The organism is Tersicoccus phoenicis (assembly GCF_001968835.1).
Taxonomy (GTDB): Bacteria; Actinomycetota; Actinomycetes; order Actinomycetales; family Micrococcaceae; genus Tersicoccus; species Tersicoccus phoenicis.
Map to the genome: position 1 here is coordinate 24848 of NZ_MRDE01000076.1, position 17888 is coordinate 42735.

At 70.8% G+C, this 17888-nt stretch carries 15 protein-coding genes; 12 read left to right on the forward strand and 3 right to left on the reverse strand.

Going from position 1 to position 17888, the window contains the following annotated elements; all coding sequences use genetic code 11:
* Window positions 1-15: 15 nt before the first annotated feature.
* Window positions 16-477 (reverse strand): hypothetical protein, encoded by a 462-nt coding sequence (locus BKD30_RS16165; protein WP_159440582.1) that lies wholly within the window; start codon window positions 475-477, stop codon window positions 16-18.
* Between the two features lie 79 nt (window positions 478-556).
* Here BKD30_RS16165 and BKD30_RS13065 point away from each other — a divergent pair, with 79 nt between their 5' ends.
* From BKD30_RS13065 to BKD30_RS13120, 12 genes are all read left to right on the forward strand, one after another.
* Window positions 557-1225: a helix-turn-helix transcriptional regulator gene (locus tag BKD30_RS13065; RefSeq protein WP_076705254.1), complete on the forward strand. Its 669-nt coding sequence runs from the start codon at window positions 557-559 to the stop codon at window positions 1223-1225.
* Between the two features lie 104 nt (window positions 1226-1329).
* The gene (locus BKD30_RS13070; protein WP_076705256.1) at window positions 1330-5079 is read left to right on the forward strand and encodes a nitrate reductase subunit alpha; all 3750 of its coding nucleotides are present in this window, start codon (window positions 1330-1332) and stop codon (window positions 5077-5079) included.
* Window positions 5079-6755 carry a nitrate reductase subunit beta gene (gene narH, locus BKD30_RS13075; RefSeq protein ID WP_076705258.1) on the forward strand — a complete coding sequence of 559 codons (1677 nt, stop codon included), beginning with the start codon at window positions 5079-5081 and terminating at the stop codon, window positions 6753-6755. The genes BKD30_RS13070 and narH overlap by 1 nt, the downstream gene beginning before the upstream one ends.
* Window positions 6752-7450, forward strand: coding sequence for a nitrate reductase molybdenum cofactor assembly chaperone (narJ, locus tag BKD30_RS13080; RefSeq protein WP_076705260.1), 699 nt, complete (start codon window positions 6752-6754; stop codon window positions 7448-7450). Before narH ends, narJ begins: the two co-directional genes overlap by 4 nt.
* Complete coding sequence (gene narI / locus BKD30_RS13085; RefSeq protein WP_076705262.1) at window positions 7447-8334, forward strand: respiratory nitrate reductase subunit gamma; 888 nt, start codon at window positions 7447-7449, stop codon at window positions 8332-8334. Before narJ ends, narI begins: the two co-directional genes overlap by 4 nt.
* Before the next feature lie 125 nt (window positions 8335-8459).
* Window positions 8460-9704 (forward strand): MFS transporter, encoded by a 1245-nt coding sequence (locus BKD30_RS13090; RefSeq protein ID WP_076705264.1) that lies wholly within the window; start codon window positions 8460-8462, stop codon window positions 9702-9704.
* Window positions 9705-10283: 579 nt separating this feature from the next.
* Complete coding sequence (locus tag BKD30_RS16785) at window positions 10284-11906, forward strand: HNH endonuclease (protein WP_235861701.1); 1623 nt, start codon at window positions 10284-10286, stop codon at window positions 11904-11906.
* Window positions 11907-12154: 248 nt separating this feature from the next.
* Window positions 12155-13381, forward strand: a complete 1227-nt coding sequence (locus BKD30_RS13100; protein WP_083956488.1) for a multidrug effflux MFS transporter — start codon at window positions 12155-12157, stop codon at window positions 13379-13381.
* Window positions 13382-13438: 57 nt separating this feature from the next.
* On the forward strand, window positions 13439-13759 hold the full coding sequence (locus BKD30_RS16170) for a hypothetical protein (RefSeq protein WP_083956490.1): 321 nt from the start codon (window positions 13439-13441) through the stop codon (window positions 13757-13759).
* Window positions 13760-13852: 93 nt separating this feature from the next.
* A complete protein-coding gene (locus BKD30_RS13110) occupies window positions 13853-14206 on the forward strand; it encodes a DUF1622 domain-containing protein (protein ID WP_076705268.1) in 354 nt (117 codons plus the stop codon).
* 125 nt (window positions 14207-14331) lie between these two features.
* Window positions 14332-14979: a 4a-hydroxytetrahydrobiopterin dehydratase gene (locus BKD30_RS13115; protein ID WP_076705270.1), complete on the forward strand. Its 648-nt coding sequence runs from the start codon at window positions 14332-14334 to the stop codon at window positions 14977-14979.
* A gap of 29 nt (window positions 14980-15008) precedes the next feature.
* Window positions 15009-15548, forward strand: a complete 540-nt coding sequence (locus BKD30_RS13120) for a TspO/MBR family protein (protein ID WP_076705272.1) — start codon at window positions 15009-15011, stop codon at window positions 15546-15548.
* Between the two features lie 38 nt (window positions 15549-15586).
* Here the strand turns inward: BKD30_RS13120 and BKD30_RS13125 are convergent, their stop codons facing one another.
* Together BKD30_RS13125 and BKD30_RS13130 are read right to left on the reverse strand one after the other, a co-directional pair.
* Window positions 15587-16813 (reverse strand): MFS transporter, encoded by a 1227-nt coding sequence (locus BKD30_RS13125; protein WP_076705274.1) that lies wholly within the window; start codon window positions 16811-16813, stop codon window positions 15587-15589.
* Between the two features lie 29 nt (window positions 16814-16842).
* Entirely contained in the window at window positions 16843-17859 is a 1017-nt protein-coding gene (locus BKD30_RS13130; RefSeq protein WP_076705411.1) for an alcohol dehydrogenase, read from the reverse strand.
* Window positions 17860-17888 lie beyond the last annotated feature (29 nt).

Consider the following 17888-nt stretch of genomic DNA (forward strand, 5'->3'; position numbering starts at 1 on the left):
CGCGTGGAGGTTGGCTCACCCCGCGCGTAGCTGAGCCAGGACCAGCCCGACCAGAATGCTGACCAGGATCACGACCAGCAGGATCCGGTAGGTCCACCGTGCCCACGCCGGTCCGCCCGTGCCGCGCACCGCATGGATGATCAGGCCGAGGCCGAGGCCGAGGAGCAGGCCGCTGACGTCGACGATCAGCGGCAGCCGGGCCAGGGTTCCCCCGATCACCCCGACCGCCCCCGCATTCCACGCCACCAGCTCCGCCACGACCACCCGGGACGACGGGCGCCGGACCGCGAGCACGCCCTGCACGACTCCGAAGACGTACTGCGTGACGCCGGCAACCAGCACCGCGTAGGCGGCCAGCCAGGAGCCGTGGTCCAGGCGCAGGGGACCGGTGACCGCGGCCACGAGACCACCCGCCACCACCCACGCGGCACCGAGGAGTCGGAGGGGATCCGGACGGAACGACATGTCGCGTGGCACGTGCCGGAACCTACAACGAACGACCGCCTGCTTTCAAGGACAGCCAACCTCTGAACTCGGCGACGCGCAGGATGGGACCATGCACGCCACCGTCTCCGATCGCGCACACGCTGCTCTCGCGGTCGCTTCCCGGCGCAGGCTCCTCGAGGTGCTGCGCCACCAACGTGAACCGATGGACGTGGTCGAGCTGGCCGGGACCGTCGCTCTGCACGTCACCACGGTGCGCACCCACCTGGACATCCTGGAGCGAGCCGGACTGGTGCGTCGCGTGGGTACCCAGCGCGGACGCACCGGCCGACCGAAGCAGCTGTACGCGGCGGTCTCCGACGGGGCTGAAGGACACCGACAGCTGGCCGAGATGCTCGCCGGCGCCCTGGCGGCGGACCCGGACCGGGGCACCGCGGGGGCGGAGCAGGCGGGCCGGGCCTGGGCCACCGCCCAGCTGCCGGACCAGGCAGTGCCCTCCTGGGATGCGGCCACCAGAAGGGTCGCCGACGTCTTCACCGACCTCGGCTTCGCAGCACGGGTGGTGGACGACGAGCGGTCTCGCCACCTGCACCTGGAAGCCTGCCCGTTCCGGGACGTGGCGCGCGCGCACCCGGACATTGTCTGCACGGTCCACCTGGGCCTGTGGCGCGAAGCGCTGAACCGGCTCGGCGTCGCCCACCCGGAGCGCGCGACCCTGCGGCCCTTCGTGCGACCGGAACTGTGTATCGCCGACATCCCGAGGGCCAGCGCCTCGGACTGAACGGCAGAGAAAAAAGGGTTGCCACCCGGTCTTCTCCGGTTAGGATGACGGCAGGATCTACGCACTGTAAAAAGTGACCGACGTCTCGCCGAGAGGGCTCGCTAATGGCCTCCAGCACCACGGAAACCGGTTCCGGATCCCCCACTGAGCCGGGCCTCGACGGCCCGGCCTCGGACGCCCTGCTGAAGATCGGGAAGTTCTTCTCCCGCTGGAACGAGACCGACGACGGGCGCGCGGTCTTCCGTGAAGGTGGCCGGGCGGGAGACGCGTTCTACCGCAACCGCTGGAGCCACGACAAGGTGGTCCGCTCCACCCACGGCGTCAACTGCACCGGCTCCTGCTCGTGGAAGGTGTACGTCAAGGACGGCATCATCACCTGGGAGGCGCAGGAGACCGACTACCCGTCGGTCGGCCCGGACCGGCCGGAGTACGAGCCGCGGGGGTGTCCCCGCGGTGCCGCCTTCTCCTGGTACACCTACTCCCCCACCCGGGTGCGCTACCCCTACATCCGTGGCGTGCTGCTGGACCTCTACCGGGAGGCGATACGGGACGTGGGCGGTGACCCGGTGCTCGCGTGGGCCCGGGTGGTGAACGACCCCCGGAAGCGACGGACGTATCAGCAGGCCCGCGGCAAGGGCGGCCTGGTGCGGGCCAGCTGGCAGGAGGCCATCGAGCTGTCCGCCGCCGCCCACGTGCACACCATCAAGACGTACGGCCCGGACCGCTGCACCGGTTTCTCCCCCATCCCGGCCATGTCGATGGTCTCCCACGCGGCGGGGGCCCGGTTCATCAACCTCATCGGCGGGGTGATGAACAGCTTCTACGACTGGTACGCCGACCTGCCGGTCGCCAGTCCCCAGGTGTTCGGCGACCAGACCGACGTCCCCGAGTCCGGTGACTGGTGGGACGCCACCTACCTGATGATGTGGGGCTCCAACATCCCCGTCACCCGCACCCCGGACGCGCACTGGATGGTCGAGGCCCGGTACCGGGGCACCAAGGTCGTCTCGGTCAGCCCGGACTACGCCGACAACACCAAGTTCGCCGACGAATGGCTGCCCGCCCAGGCCGGTACGGACGCGGCGATGGCGATGGCGATGGGGCACGTGATCCTGAAGGAGAACTTCGTGGACCGGCGGGTCCCGTTCTTCGAGGACTACGTGCTCCAGTACACGGACCTGCCGATGCTGGTGGCGCTGGACACCCGGGACGACGGCACCGTGGTGCCGGGCAAGTTCCTCACCGCGGCCGATCTGGGGGGCACCAGCGCCGACGCCGCGGACGCCGCGTTCAAGACGGTCCTGCTGGACCGGGACACCGGCGCCGCCGTCGTCCCCAACGGGTCGATGGGGTTCCGCTACAACGACCAGGACGCCGGCAGCTGGAACCTGGACCTGCAGGGCGTGCGGCCGGCGCTCTCCGCCGCGGACGCGGCGGGGTACACGCAGGCCACCAGCGACGTCGCGCTGCCCGCGTTCACGGAGGCCACCGGGGACGGGTCGGTGCTGCGCCGCGGTGTGCCCGTCGTCGAGGTCGCGGGCCGGCAGGTCACCACCGTGTTCGACCTGATGCTCGCCCAGTACGGGGTGGGCCGGTCCGGGTTGCCGGGGGACTGGGCGACCGGGTACGACGACGTCGCCACCCCCTACACCCCGGCCTGGCAGGAGGAGATCACCTCCGTGCCGGCTCAGGCCGTCGCCCGCATCGCCCGGGAGTTCGCGGCCAACGCGGAGGACTCGGGCGGCCGGTCGATGATCATCCTCGGCGCCGGCATCTGCCAGTGGTACCACGGGGACGTCACGTACCGGGCGATCCTGGCGATGCTGATGCTGTGCGGCTGCCAGGGCCGCAACGGCGGCGGCTGGGCGCACTACGTGGGCCAGGAGAAGACCCGGCCGCTGACCGGCTGGTCCACCATGGCCTCGGCCGGGGACTGGTCCCGGCCGCCGCGCTTCATGATCGGCACCGCGTTCTGGTACCTGCACACCGACCAGTTCCGCTCCGACGGGTACTCGGGGGACGCGCTGCAGTCGCCGCTGGCGGCCGGGCACCTGAAGGACCGACACACCGCCGACCTCATCGCCACGTCCACCCGGCTCGGCTGGATGCCGTTCTACCCGCAGTTCGACCGGAACTCCCTGGACGTGGCGGACGCCGCCGCCGCCGCCGTCGCGCGGGGGGAAGCGGCCGACGAGGCCCGGTGGGTCGCGGACCGGCTCAAGGCGGAGGACCTGCGGTTCTCCGTCGAGGACGTGGACGCGCCGCAGAACTGGCCGCGCACCCTCGTGCTGTGGCGCTCCAACCTGCTGGGCTCCTCGGCGAAGGGCGAGGAGTACTTCCTCAAGCACCTGCTCGGCACCAGCCACAGCGTGCTGGGCGCCGACCACGACGACGCCCGGCCGCGCGACGTCGTCTGGCACGACCAGGCACCCGAGGGCAAGCTGGACCTGCTGGTCTCGGCCGACTTCCGGATGACCAGTTCCACCCTGCTCTCGGACGTGGTCCTGCCCGCCGCCACCTGGTACGAGAAGCACGACCTCTCCTCCACGGACATGCACCCCTACGTGCACGCCTTCAACCCGGCGATCAGCCCGCCGTGGGAGACGAAGACCGACTACGAGCTGTTCCGGCTGCTCGCCGAGGAACTGTCCCGGCAGGCACGCACGCACCTGGGGGTGCGCAAGGACGTCGTCGCGACCGCCCTGACGCACGACACCCCCGGGGAGATCGCCCAGCCGGGCGGGCACGCGCCCGACTGGAAGGGCACCGACCTGCCCGCGGTGCCCGGGAAGAACCTGCCCAACCTCGCCGTCGTCGAACGCGACTACACGGCGATCGCGGACAAGTTCGCGGCGGTGGGTCCGCTGGCCGACACGCTCGGCCTGACCACCAAGCACGTCACGTACGACGTCACGGCCGAGGTGGATCTGCTGGCCCGGCGGCACGGGGTGTTCGACTCCGGCGCCGCCGCCGGCCGCCCCGCGATCGACACGGACGCGCGGATGGCCGAGGCGATCCTCGCCTTCTCCGGCACCACGAACGGCAGGCTGGCCGTCCAGGGTTTCGAGAAGCTCGAGCAGCGCACCGGCGTCCCCCTGGTGGACCTGGCCAGCGGGTCCGAGGAGAAGCGCATCACCTTCGCCGACACGCAGGCCGGACCGGTGCCGGTGATCACCTCCCCCGAGTGGTCCGGCTCGGAGACCGGTGGCCGGCGGTACGCCCCCTTCACGGTCAACATCGAACGGCTCAAGCCCTTCCACACCCTCACCGGCCGGATGCACTTCTACCTGGACCACGACTGGATGCTGGACATGGGGGAGGCCCTGCCGATCTACCGGCCCCCGCTGGACATGCACCGACTGTTCGGGGAGCCGAAGCTCGGCGAGCGCGGCGAACTGTCCATCGCGGTGCGCTACCTGACCCCGCACAACAAGTGGTCCATCCACTCCGAGTACCAGGACAACCTGCTGATGCTCTCCCTCGCCCGCGGCGGGACCACGGTGTGGATGAGCCCGCTGGACGCGGAACTGATCGAGGTCGCGGACAACGACTGGGTCGAGTGCGTGAACACCAACGGCGTCTACGTCGGCCGCGCCATCGTCAGCCACCGGATGCCCGCGGGCGTGGTCTACGTCCACCACGCGCAGGAGCGGCTGATCGACGTGCCCAGGTCCGAGACCACCGGCCGGCGCGGCGGCATCCACAACTCGGTCACCCGGATCCTGGTCAAACCCACGCATCTGATCGGCGGCTACGCGCAGTTGTCGTGGGCGTTCAACTACCTCGGCCCCACGGGCAACCAGCGGGACATCGTCTCGGTGGTGCGCAAACGCTCCCAGGAGGTGCAGTACTGATGCGGGTGATGGCTCAGGTCGCCATGGTGATGGCCCTCGACAAGTGCATCGGTTGCCACACCTGCTCGGTGACGTGCAAACAGGCCTGGACCAACCGGGCCGGCACCGAGTACGTGTGGTTCAACAACGTCGAGACCCGCCCCGGCCAGGGGTACCCCCGCCGGTACGAGGACCAGGACCGCTGGCGCGGGGGGTGGGAGCTGAACCGGCGCGGCAACCTCAAACTGAAGTCCGGTGGCCGGGTGAAGAAGATGCTGGGCCTGTTCGCCAGCCCGGTCCAGCCCGAGCTCGACGACTACTACGAGCCGTGGACCTACGACTACGAGAACCTGATCAACGCCCCCCTGAGCGACGACTTCCCGGTGGCCCGGCCGAAGTCGCTGATCACGGGCGAGGACATGAAGATCCGCTGGTCGGCCAACTGGGACGACAACCTCGGTGGCGCCCCGGAGATGGGGCACCTGGACCCGATCGTCGAGAAGGTCCGCCGGGAGTCCGAGGACAGGATCAAGTTCGAGTTCGAGAAGACCTTCGCGTTCTACCTGCCGCGGATCTGCGAGCACTGCCTGAACCCCTCCTGCATGGCGGCGTGCCCGTCCGGGGCGATCTACAAGCGGACCGAGGACGGCATCGTGCTGGTGGATCAGGACCGCTGCCGCGGCTGGCGACAGTGCGTCACCGGTTGCCCGTACAAGAAGATGTACTACAACCACAAGTCGGGCAAGGCCGAGAAGTGCACCTTCTGCTACCCGCGCATCGAGGTGGGCATCCCGACGGTGTGCGCGGAGACCTGCGTGGGCCGGCTGCGGTACATCGGGGTGTTCCTGTACGACGCCGACCGGGTCACCGCGGCCGCCGCCACCCCGAACGAGCAGGACCTCTACGAGGCGCAGCTGGACCTGATGCTGGACCCGTTCGACCCTGCGGTGGTCGCCGCGGCCCGCGCGAACGACATCCCCGAGGACTGGCTGGACGCGGCGCGGCGCTCCCCCGTGTACATGCTGGCCAAGGAGCTGCGGGTGGCGCTGCCGCTGCACCCGGAGTACCGCACGATGCCGATGGTCTGGTACGTGCCGCCGCTCTCGCCGATCGTGGATCTGCTCCAGGGCCAGGGCCACGACGGAGAGGACCCGGGCAACCTCTTCGGTGCGATCGAGGCGCTGCGGATCCCGGTCGAGTACCTGGCCGAGTTGTTCACCGCCGGGGACACGGACCTCGTCACCGACGTGCTGCGCAGACTCGCGGCCATGCGCTCCTACATGCGCGACATCGCGCTCGGCGGCGAACCGGACGAATCGATCGCCGCGGCCGTCGGCATGACCGGGGGGCAGATCAAGGCAATGTACCGGCTGATGGCGCTGGCCAAGTACGACGAGCGGTACGTCATCCCGTCCGCCCACCTGGAGGACGCGCACAACCTTGAGGAGATCGGCTGCTCCCTCGACGTCGAGGGTGGTCCGGGGATGGGTGGGCAGACCGGGGTGTTCGGCGAGGCCTCCGGCCGGCCGACCCCGGTCGCCGTCGAGAACTTCGCGGCCCTGGCCACCCGGCAGCGCGGGGAGGACCCGACGGGCAACGACGCGCTCGGTGGCCGGGTCAACCTGCTCAACTGGGACGGCCGCGGCCACCCGGAGGGCCTGTTCCCGCCGAGCGGGACGAGCGGGAGGAACACGTGAGCCTGCTCGAGAAGCTGCTCGGCAAGGCGGCGAGGGGAACCCTCGACGTTCCCGCCGTCGACGACCCGCACCCGCGGCGCAGCGCCGTCGTCCGGCAGGCGGCCGCCGTCCTGCTCAGCTACCCGGACGAGGACCTGCTCGCCGCCCTGCCGATGCTGCGCTCCGCCCTGACCGAGGTGGGGGCGGACGCCGAGCAGGTGGCCGAGCTGGGCACGTGGCTGACCGCGCGACCGCTGACGGCGGTGCAGGAGGACTACGTGCAGGAGTTCGACCTGTCCCGGCGGCACAGCCTGCACCTGACGTACTGGACGGACGGGGACACCCGCCGCCGCGGTGAGGCGCTCGCCGCGTTCAAGGAGATCTACCGCTCCCACGGCGCGGAGCTGGACGACGGCGAACTACCCGACTACCTGCCGGTCGTGCTGGAGTTCGCGGCCCGCGTCTCGCCGGCGGACGGGTGCGAGCTGCTGCAGCGGTACCGCCCGTCGCTGGAACTGCTGCGGCTGGCCCTGCTCGACGACGGTCTGCCCCACCGCGGCGTCGTCGCCCTCGTCTGCTCCACCTTGCCCGGCGTCTCCCCGCAGGACCGGGACGCCGTGATGCGGATGGCCGGCTACGGTCCGCCGTCCGAGAGCGTGGGCCTGGACCCCTACGATCCCCGTCTGCTGCCCGTCAGCGAGAGGAACAGCGCATGAACGCGACCGCTGCCGCCCTGCTCCCGGTCCCGCTGGCCACACCCGCCCAGGAGGTGCCGATCACCGTCGTCGGCATCCTGTTGTGGGGGGTGCTGCCCTATGTGGTCCTGGCGCTGGTGATCGGCGGGTCCATCTGGCGCTACAAGTACGACCAGTTCGGCTGGACGACGCGTTCCTCCCAGCTGTACGAGTCGAGGATGCTGCGGATCGCCTCGCCGCTGTTCCACTTCGGGATCCTCGCCGTCCTCGCCGGGCACGTGATGGGTCTGATCATCCCGCAGTCGTGGATGACGGCGGCCGGGGTGGGGGAGAACCTGTATCACCTGATGGCGTTGACCATCGGCACGATCGCGGGGGTGTGCACCCTGGCCGGGATCGTGATGTTGATCTACCGCCGGCGCACCACGGGCCCGGTGTTCATGGCCACCACCAGGAACGACAAGGTCATGTACGTGATGCTCGTCGGGGCGATCCTGGCCGGGCTGGCCACCACCGTCATCTCCGTGTTCGACCCCACCGTGCCCAACTACCGGGAGACCGTCTCCCCGTGGTTCCGGTCCATCTGGATCCTGCAACCGGACGTCGCGGCGATGACCGCCGCCGGCCCGTCCTTCAAGGTGCACGCCTTGGTCGCGATGGTGCTGTTCGCGATCTGGCCGTTCACCCGTCTGGTGCACGCGTTCACGGCACCGTTGCACTACTTCTTCCGGCCCTACATCGTCTACCGCAGCCGGGACGGCCGCACCCCCGGCTCCGTCCCGACCCGGCGCGGCTGGGATCCGATCGGCACCCCGGACCGGGACCGGCCGGGCGGGCGCGCGAGTCGCCGCTCCGGGGGTCGGACGCCGGCCCGGAGCGGCAGCCGTCCCGCCGACCGCCGCTGACACACCGTCCCCGCCACCAACCCGCCGACCGCCACCGCGCACCGTCCGAACACCACCACCGAGCACCGTCCCGCCCGCACCGTCCCGACCGCACCGTCCCGAGCACCGTCCCGAGGGAGGACATCGTGTCGTCAGCAGAGCAGGCGCACGTCGACCGGCCGACCGGACCGGATCTGCGGTCCGGGCAGTTGCGGAACCTGATCCTGGCCACCGTCGCCTCCACCGTCGGCTTCTGGGCCTGGACCGTCGTCGGACCCCTGTCCAAGCGGTACGCCCAGCAGATGGACCTGAGCTCGTCGGAGACCGCGTTGCTCGTCGCCATGCCGATCTTCGTCGGCTCCATCGCCCGGGTACCGGTCGGCGCCCTGACCGACCGGTACGGCGGACGGGTGATGTTCACGGTGATCCTCGGCATCACCGCGCCGCTGGTCCTGCTCACCGGGCTGGCCGGTCAGCTGAACAACGTCGCGGTACTGCTCATCGTGGCGTTCTTCCTCGGCATCGCCGGCACCGTCTTCGCCATCGGCATCCCCTTCTGCTCCGCCTGGTACGAGGCCAGCCGCAAGGGGTTCGCCACGGGCGTCTTCGGTGCCGGCATGGTGGGCACCGCGGTGTCGGCGTTCTTCACGCCCCGGCTCGTGGCCGGCGTCGGGTACCTGCCCGCGCACGTCATCATCGCCGTCGTCGTCGCCGTGATGGCCGTCGTGACCTGGCTCGGGCTGCGGGAGTCCCCGGTGCGGGCCGGCGTCGTCCCGCAGCCGATGCTGCCGAAGATCCGGCACGCCTTCACCCTCAAGGTCACCTGGCAACTGTGCTTCCTCTACGGCGTGGTGTTCGGCGCGTTCGTCGCCTTCTCCAACTACCTGCCGACCTACCTGAACACCGTGTACGCCTTCGACGCCGCCGCGGCCGGGACCCGCACCGCCGGATTCGCCGTGGCCGCCGTCGTCGCGCGGCCGATCGGTGGCGTCATCGCGGACCGGATCGGCCCGAAGATCGTCAGCCTGGTCTCCTACGCCGGCACGGTGGTGCTGGCCATGGTGGTCGCGTTCCAGCCGATCGACGAGGTGGCCTACGGTTCCACCTTCCTCGCGATGGCGGTGTTCCTCGGCCTGGGCACCGGCGGCGTGTTCGCGTGGGTGAGCCGCGCCGCTCCGGCCAAGGATGTCGGCACCATCGGCGGCATCATCGCCGCGGCCGGTGGCCTCGGCGGGTACTTCCCGCCGCTGGTGATGGGCGCGACCTACAACGCCGAGCACAACAGCTACTTCGTGGGCCTGACGCTGCTGGCGGTCTTCGCCGTCGTCGCGCTGCTGCTCGCCCTGACGGTGCGCAACGGCGGCCGGGTCGACGAGCGCGTCCCCGCCTGAGCCGGTCACGATCGGTCGCCGACGGATGTCGCCCGGTGACGGTCCGTTCCCCGTTCTGAGGCTCTGCTCTGGGCGCGCCGCAGGGGCCATTGCCCGTCGGGCAGCAACTCGCTTGCGGACCGCGGGCTGACGTCGGTCCGGCAGCTTCCCGAACGTTCGCGGCCAACTCTTGTATTCGAACATATGTTCGAGTAAAGTGGGTTCATGGACGAGGTATCCGACGAACCAGCCACCCGGGGCGGGCACCCGCAACCGGATGTCGCCGTGCAGCGGGATGACACCGTGCAACCGGCGATGATCGCGTCCTGGATCCGCGCGCTGGCCGGCCTCGCCTCCCTCCCCGTCGCTGTTCCCGGCCCTACCACTGGTTCTGTCGCTGGGCCGGGTCGATCCGGGCGCCCGACGGGTTCGCTATCCGTGACCAGTGAGCGCGCTCCTGACCCCGGTACTCCAGCTTCCGGCGATCCGGCTGCCGGTACTGCAGGTTCGGGTGTTCCGGCTCTCACTGGCGGCTTGGGTGGCAGCGCTGTCCCCTCCGGTGGTGTTCCCGGTGGTGTGGTGTCGGGGGTGGGTGCGGAGTTGATCGATCGGATCCGTGCTCTGGAGGAGTTGAAGACGGCGGCTTCGGCGGCGCAGGTGCGGGCGACGGTGCAGTTCGAGGTGGTGCAGCGGGCCGCGCAGGCGGCGGTGGGGGTGCCGGCGGGGCAGCGGGGTGCGGGGGTGGGGGCGCAGGTGGCGTTGGCGCGGCGGGAGTCCCCGGCCCGGGGTGGCCGGTATCTGGGGTTGGCGCACTTGCTGGTGGCGGATCTGCCGCACACGTTGGCGGCGATGAGTGCGGGGACGTTGAGTGAGTGGCGGGCGACGTTGATCGCCCGGGAGACGGTGTACCTGGGTGAGGCGGCGGACCGGCGTGCGGTGGACGCGGCGTTGAGCGCGGACACCGGCGGGGTCGACGGTCTGGGGGATCAGGCCCTGGTGGCCGCGGCGCGGAGGATCTCGTACCGCATCGACCCGGCCGCGGTGACCGCCCGGGCGCGGCGGGCGGAGGGGGACCGGCATGTCACGTGCCGGCCGGCGCCGGACACGATGACGTATTTGACCGGGTTGTTGCCGGTCGCTGACGGGGTGGCCGTGTACGCGGCCCTGTCCCGGGAGGCGGACACGTTGACCAGTCGGGGGGACGGGCGTGGTCGGGGGCAGATCATGGCCGACACCCTGACGGCCCGGGTCACCGGCCACCCCCCGGTCACCGCCCGCCGGGCCCAGGCCGGCATGGAGCCGAACGAAGAGCCGAACGGGCAGGCACCCGAGCAGGCGACCGGCGGGCAGGCGGGCAAGCACGCACCCGGCGGGCAGGCGACCGGTCAGGCGACCGGCGGGCAGGTACGGATCGGGCAGCCGCGGCGCACGCTGCCGGGCCCGTCCTGGCCCGGTCCGGCCGGTGGTGAAACGCCGCGTGGCGGCCCGCCGCGCGATGGGGCACCCTCTGAGGACGCGCACGGCGAAGCGCGCCCCAATGATCGTCGAGCCGCTAAGCGGGCGCGGGTGGAGTTGCAGGTGGTGATCACGGATCGGGCGTTGCTGGCCGGGGGCGGGGAGCCGGCGTATCTGGCCGGGTACGGGATGGTCCCGGCCCCCTGGGCGCGGGAGCTGGTCGATGGCCGGACCGACGTGTTCGTCCGTCGCTTGTTCCTGGCCCCGGACACCGGGCAACTGGTGGGGATGGACTCGCGGGCCCGGTTGATGCCCGAGGGGTTGCGCCGGTTCATCCAGGTCCGGGACCGGACCTGCCGGACCCCGTGGTGTGACGCACCGATCCGGCACGTGGACCACGTGCACGCCCACGCCGCCGGTGGGGCCACCAGCGAGGTGAACGGTCAGGGCCTGTGCGAACGGTGCAACCACGCCAAGGAAGCCCCCGGCTGGGCCGCCGTGCCCGTCGAGGGGCCACGACACACGGTGGTGACCACGACCCCCACCGGACACACCTACACCTCCACCGCACCACCCATCCCCGGCACCGGCATCGTCAGTCCGGCCGGGACGGCCGGTACGGTCAGGACGGTTGAGCGGGCTGGGACGATCGACCCGCCCGGGACGGTGAGCGCCGCAGGTCTGGCCCAGGCCGCCCAGGCCGCTGATGCCGCTGATCCCGATGATGCCGCCGGCAGCGAACCGGTCACCGTCCTGTCGGCGAGCTGAACCAGCGGGGCATACCGCACCGCCACCGCCCAAGACGGACGCCGGCTGCGGGAGTTCACCCCCGGACCACCGGCCAAGGGATGCCCCTCACCGCGAAATGATGGGTGCCGGGGGTCTGCCGGCAGCGGCCGAGGCCGAGGTGCCGGCCCGCACAACCGCGGCAACCGCGGAGTACGCGCAGGATGCCCGCATCCGACCCCCACCACGGATATGTTCTGCCCGAAGGATTCGCCTGTCCGAAGGATTCGATGGCCACCCCAACCCCCGACGAGCCCGTCCGGTCCCGCCTGCGCCTGACTGGTGGGAAGGACCGGGTTGTCCTGATCGGCGCGCTCGGCATCCTGAGCGCGGTCAGCCCCATGGCCACGGACATCTACCTGGCGTCGATGCCGGCCATCAGCGCGTGGTTCGACACATCGGCGTCCGCGGTTCAGCTGACCCTCACGACCTACATGATCGGCATGGCCCTCGGGCAGTTCGTCATCGGGCCGGTCTCCGATGTGCTGGGCCGCCACCGCCTGCTGGTCGCCGGCAACGTCCTGTTCCTCGTCTGCTCGTTGCTGATCGTCGTTGCACCGACCATCGAGACGGTGATGGCACTGCGGACGCTACAGGGGGTGGCCGGAGCCGCCGGCGTCGTCGTCGCCCGCGCCGTCGTCGCGGACATCTCCACCGGTCGGCAGGCCGCCAGACTGTATTCGATCCTGGCCACCATCACCTCGGTCGCGCCCGTCGTCGCGCCGCTGATCGGCGGGGTGATCGCGACGGTGGCGCGCTGGCAGGTGGTGTTCTGGACGCTGACCGGATTCGGGCTGCTGATGCTGCTGTGCTCGGTGCTGGTGGTGCCCGAGACGCTGCCGGTGCACGCCCGTCATCCCGCGTTGCGGGGGGTGCTCGGCCTCTCCGCCCGGGTGCTGCGGAACGGCTCGTTCATGGCGTACGCCCTCTGCTTCGCGTTCACCTTCGGCTCGCTGTTCTCCTACATCTCCGCGTCCTCGTTCGTGATTCAGAACGTGCTCGGACTCTCCGCGCTGGCCTACTCCGTCGCGTTCGCCGTCAACGCGTGCGGCGCCATCGCCGGAGGCCTGGTCAACGTGCGCCTCGTGGACCGGGTGGAGCCGGCCGCCATCCTGCGGATCGCGGTGGTCGTCCTGTGCGCGACCAACGTCGTCGGCCTCGCCCTCATCCTCAGCGGGGTGACCGGCTGGACGACGCTGCTCCAGTTCCTCCTCGGGCAGACGGCCGTCGGTTTCATCATGGGCAACGCGGTCGCCCTCGCGCAGGGACGCGTGCCCGGCCTCGCCGGCGCCGGGGCCGCGGTGCTGGGGCTGCTGCAGTTCGTGCTCGGTGGTCTGGTGAGCCCGCTGACGGGCATCGCCGGCCAGCACACGGCCGTCCCGATGGCGCTCTCGATGGCAGTGTGGTCCACTCTCGCCCTCGGCGCCGCACTCCTCGCCCGCCGGCTCAGCCGGTAGAGGTGCTCAGGGGAGATCGCGGAGGCGCCCGGCCGACAGCACGGGCAAGATGGAACCATGACCATGCGCGCCTCGGCCAAATCCCTCGCCTCGCTGGGCTCGGTCCGCTCCATCGCCTCGGTCGGATCGATCGGATCGGTGGGCTCGGTCGGATCGGTGGGCTCCGTCGGATCGGTGGGCTCGGTCGGCTCCGTGGGCTCCATCGGCTCCGTCGGGTCGACCGGCTCGATCGCCTCCATCGGATCGGTGGGCTCCATCGCCTCCATCAACAGCTTCGGCGGCCTCGGGGTCATCAACGGGATGCCGGTCCTGCTTCTCGCCGCCCTGGCATCCGTCCCCGCCGTCCTGTTGGTGCGGAGGCGACGCCGCCGGGGCTGACGTCAGACCGGGCCGGATCCCCACAACGACGGCGTTGCCGGTGGTGCCGACAATGAACGACGAGATCCCCAACCAACCAGCAAGGACGCCCTGATGACATTCACCATGATCATGGAGATCGCCGGCAAGATCCTGGACGGGGCGGGGGTAGCGGTCATCCTGATCGGCGCCGCGGTCGCCACCATCGCTGCCGCTCGCCGGCTGCTGAGCCGAACCCGCGTCGACGTCTACCCGCGCTTCCGCCAGCAGTTGGGCCGGTCCATCCTCCTGGGCCTCGAACTGCTCGTCGGTGCGGACATCGTCCGCACCGTAGCGATCACTCCGTCGCTCCAGTCGGTTACCGTCCTGGCCCTGATCGTCGTCATCCGCACCTTCCTCAGCTTCTCGCTCGAGCTGGAGATCACGGGTCGCTGGCCCTGGCAGAAGAAGAACGACGTCGTTGGCTGACGGCGAGCTGAAACGAACTTCAGGTGCCCGGCACAGCAGATGCACCCGGACGACGTCGCCGATGGCGGGACCGGAACTGGCCGTGCGCCCTGTTCCCGAACGAGGATTCCTGCCACGATGACGGCATGGAGACCCTCACCGTCGACCAGATCCTCGACGCGTCACTGACCGACTGGCGACGGCTCGCCCAGGGACTGCACGCCCGCTACCGGACCGGGGACTTCCGCACGGGGCTAGCCCTGGTGGACGCCGCGGCCGCAGCGGCCGAGACGGCGAACCACCACCCGGACATCGCGCTGCGACACGGCTCGGTCGAGTTCCGGCTGCTCAGTCACGACGCCGGTGGGGTGACCCAGCGTGACGTGGACCTCGCCCGGCGGATCAGCCGCATTGCCGCCGACCTCGGCGTCGACGCGACCCCGCAGCGGTTGGTGATGGTGGAACTGGCGCTGGACACCGCCCGCGTGGCCGAGCTCGGGCCGTTCTGGGCGGCGCTGCTGACCGGTTCGGCGGACAACGTGCACGGCGACGACGTCATCGACCGGACCGGCCAGGTCCCCTTGGTCTGGCTCCAGCACACCGAGCCGCACGAGACACCGCGGCAGCGGTTCCATTTCGACGTGTGGGTCCCGCACGACGTCGCCGACGACCGGATCGCCGCGGCCGTGGCCGCCGGTGGCCGGGTCGTGGACGACTCCTCGGCACCGTCCTTCACCGTTCTGGCCGACCCGGAGGGCAACCGCGCCTGCGTGTGCACCTGCCTCGAACGGTGACCCACTCTCCCATCCATCCGGAGGTCCCCATGTCGTTCCCGAGGAATCTCGCCGTCACCGGCGCGCTCACCGCGGTCACCGCCGTCGTCGGCTCGCTGGCGTCCGCGGACGTGCAGAGCCGTTGGTATGCGGCCCTGCGCAAACCGGCCTTTCAACCCCCGCCCGCGGCGTTCCCCATCGCCTGGACGACCCTGTACGCGAGCATCGCCCTGACGTCGGCGGGCGTGCTGACCGCCCGGGCCCGCCGTCGAGCCGTCGTCGAACCACCGGCCGAAGCGCCCGGACCGGTGCCGAGCCCGGTTCGACGCCGTCCCGGCCGTGGCTTCGGCCGGGCGCTGCTGGTGAACCTGACGCTGAACGCGAGCTGGTCCTGGGTCTTCTTCAAGCAGCACGACCTGAAGGGCGCCACCGTCGTCGCCGGAGCGCTGGCGATCAGCAGCGCCGACCTGGCGCGGCGCGCAGGCCGCGTCCGCCCCGGCTACGGCGTGGCATTGATGCCGTATGCAGCATGGTGCATATTCGCGACCGCGCTGTCGACGACGATCGAGCGGATGAACCCGGGCCGCTGACCACGGGAGCCGCCGCGGTTGTCCAAGCCGACCGGTGCTCAGCCGACGGACCGGACCCGACGGAACGGCGAGAGTGCCAGCAGTAGCGCGGCGCCCACAAAGAGCGCCGCCGCCACGATCAGCGCGGTAGCAAGACCCGCACCGACCGCCAGTAGCCCACCGAGCGGGGCGACCACCACCACGACCGCACGGTTGAACGAGCGCAGGGTCGTGTTGGTCCTGCCCTGCAGCGCGTCGGGCGTCATCGCCTGTCGGTAGGACATCTCGTGGGAAGTGCTCAACCCCATCGCGAAGCCGTGGGCACCTTGGCCCAGGGCGAGAAGGACCCAACTGGCCCAGCCCGTGCCGACTACCGCCGTCACCATGAGAATGACGCCGACGACGCTGACCACATGGGCGCCGATCACCGCCCGTCCGGCCCCGATCCGGCGTCCGACCGCAGTGGACAGAACGGCGCCGACGACGGCACCGAGGCCGGCGCCGGAGACGGCAAGGCCGAACTGGAACGGCATCAGCTGGAGCTGGTCGAGAGCCCACGTCGCGAGTGCGGTCCCGAGCACCGCCTGCCCCGCGAACCAGACGTGCGTGCCGACAGCTACGGGCCGGAGTTCGCGACTGCGGTAGATCCACCGCAGCCCCTCGGAGATTTCCCGCCCGAATGCCCGCCGTGACGGTACGGACGGTACCGGCTCATCGATGCGGATCGAGGCCGTCGTCGCCGCGGCCAACACGTGGGTGCACAACGCGACCAGCACCGTCGCTGGCGCCCCGATGACGGTGGCCAGCGCACCGCCGACGGCGGGTCCCGCGTTCTGAGCGACGGCGTCGGCACCGTCCAGCCGGGCGTGCGCCAGCTGTAACCGGTCACGAGTCACCAGACGCGGAAGGAACGCCATCGATGCCGACGCGTTGACCAGCGAGCCCCCACCCCAGAGCAGCACCAGGAGCAACAGCACGGGCATGGTCAGCAGTCCAACAGCCCAGCAGATCGGGATGAAGGCGAGTGCCACGGCCTGAGTGACGTGCGCCAGAACCAGAACCGGACGGCGTCTGAGTCGGTCCATCAGCACCCCGACGACGAGACCGAACATCAGCCAGGGCAACCACCGGGCGGCATTCAACCAGCCGACATCGAGCGCGCTCCCGTGCAGCTGGACGATGACGAGCGTCTGAAGTGCGAGCAGTGTGACATAGGTTCCGAAACCAGAGACGGCCTCCGCCGTCCAGTAACGCCCGAAGGCCGAGGTCACCGGCGACCGAGCCATCACCCCGGGACCCTCGGTGCCGTCGGCCCTCAGCCGCCCATCGTCAGGACCATCCGGAACCGCGCGTCGCCGGCCATCATCTTGTCGTATGCCTCCTGCGCCCGCTCCAGCGGCATCGTCTCGATCCGCGGCCGCACCCCCGTCAGCACGCTGAATCGGAGGGTGTCCTCCGAGTCCTTCGACGTGCCGGAGGCGTGCCCCTGCACCGCCGTCGACCCCGGAATCAGCGCGAACGGCGGCACCTGCATCGGGTCGGCGGAGGCGCCGACGACGACGAGCTGGCCCCGCGGGCGCAGACCGCCCAGCGCCGGGGTCATCGCGTCCGGCACCGTGACCGTCGCCAGCACCACGGACGCCCCGCCGAGCTTGTTCAGTTCCGCCGCGACGTCGGCGCTGGTGGAATCGAGGTAGTGATGGGCGCCGAGTTCGCGGGCGAGGGACTCCTTCTCGGTACCGCGGGCGACGGCGACCGTCTCGAAGCCCATCTTCGCGGCGTACTGGATGCCGAGGTGACCGAGACCGCCGACGCCGAGGATCGCGACCACGTCACCGGGTCGGGCCACGGAGGAGCGGAGGGCGTTGAACGTGGTGATGCCCGCGCACAGCAGCGGGGCGGCGTCGACGTCGGTCAGGTCGTCCGGGATACTGACCAGCGCTTCGGCGGGAGCGATCACGTACTCCGCGTACCCGCCGTCGTAGGCGATCCCTGGCACCAGCACGTTCTCGCAGGAGATGAAGTCGCCGCGCCGGCAGGAGTCGCAGGTGAAGTCACACCCGCCGAACCAGCCGACGCCCACGCGCTGACCGGCCTGCCAGGGCGTGACGCCGTGGCCGACGGCGTCGATCTCTCCGGCGATCTCGTGGCCGGGCGCGCGGGGGAAGTCGTTGCCCATCGCACCGGCGACGGTGAGGGAGTCGGAGTGGCAGACGCCGCAGGCGCGCACGTGGACGCGCACCTGGCCGGGGCCCGGTTCGGGGACCTCGACCTGAGTGATCTCGAAGAGGGCGTTGGCCTCGGGCACACGTGCGATCGTCATCGTCGTCATGGCCGCGATGCTACCCATTGATCCTGCGG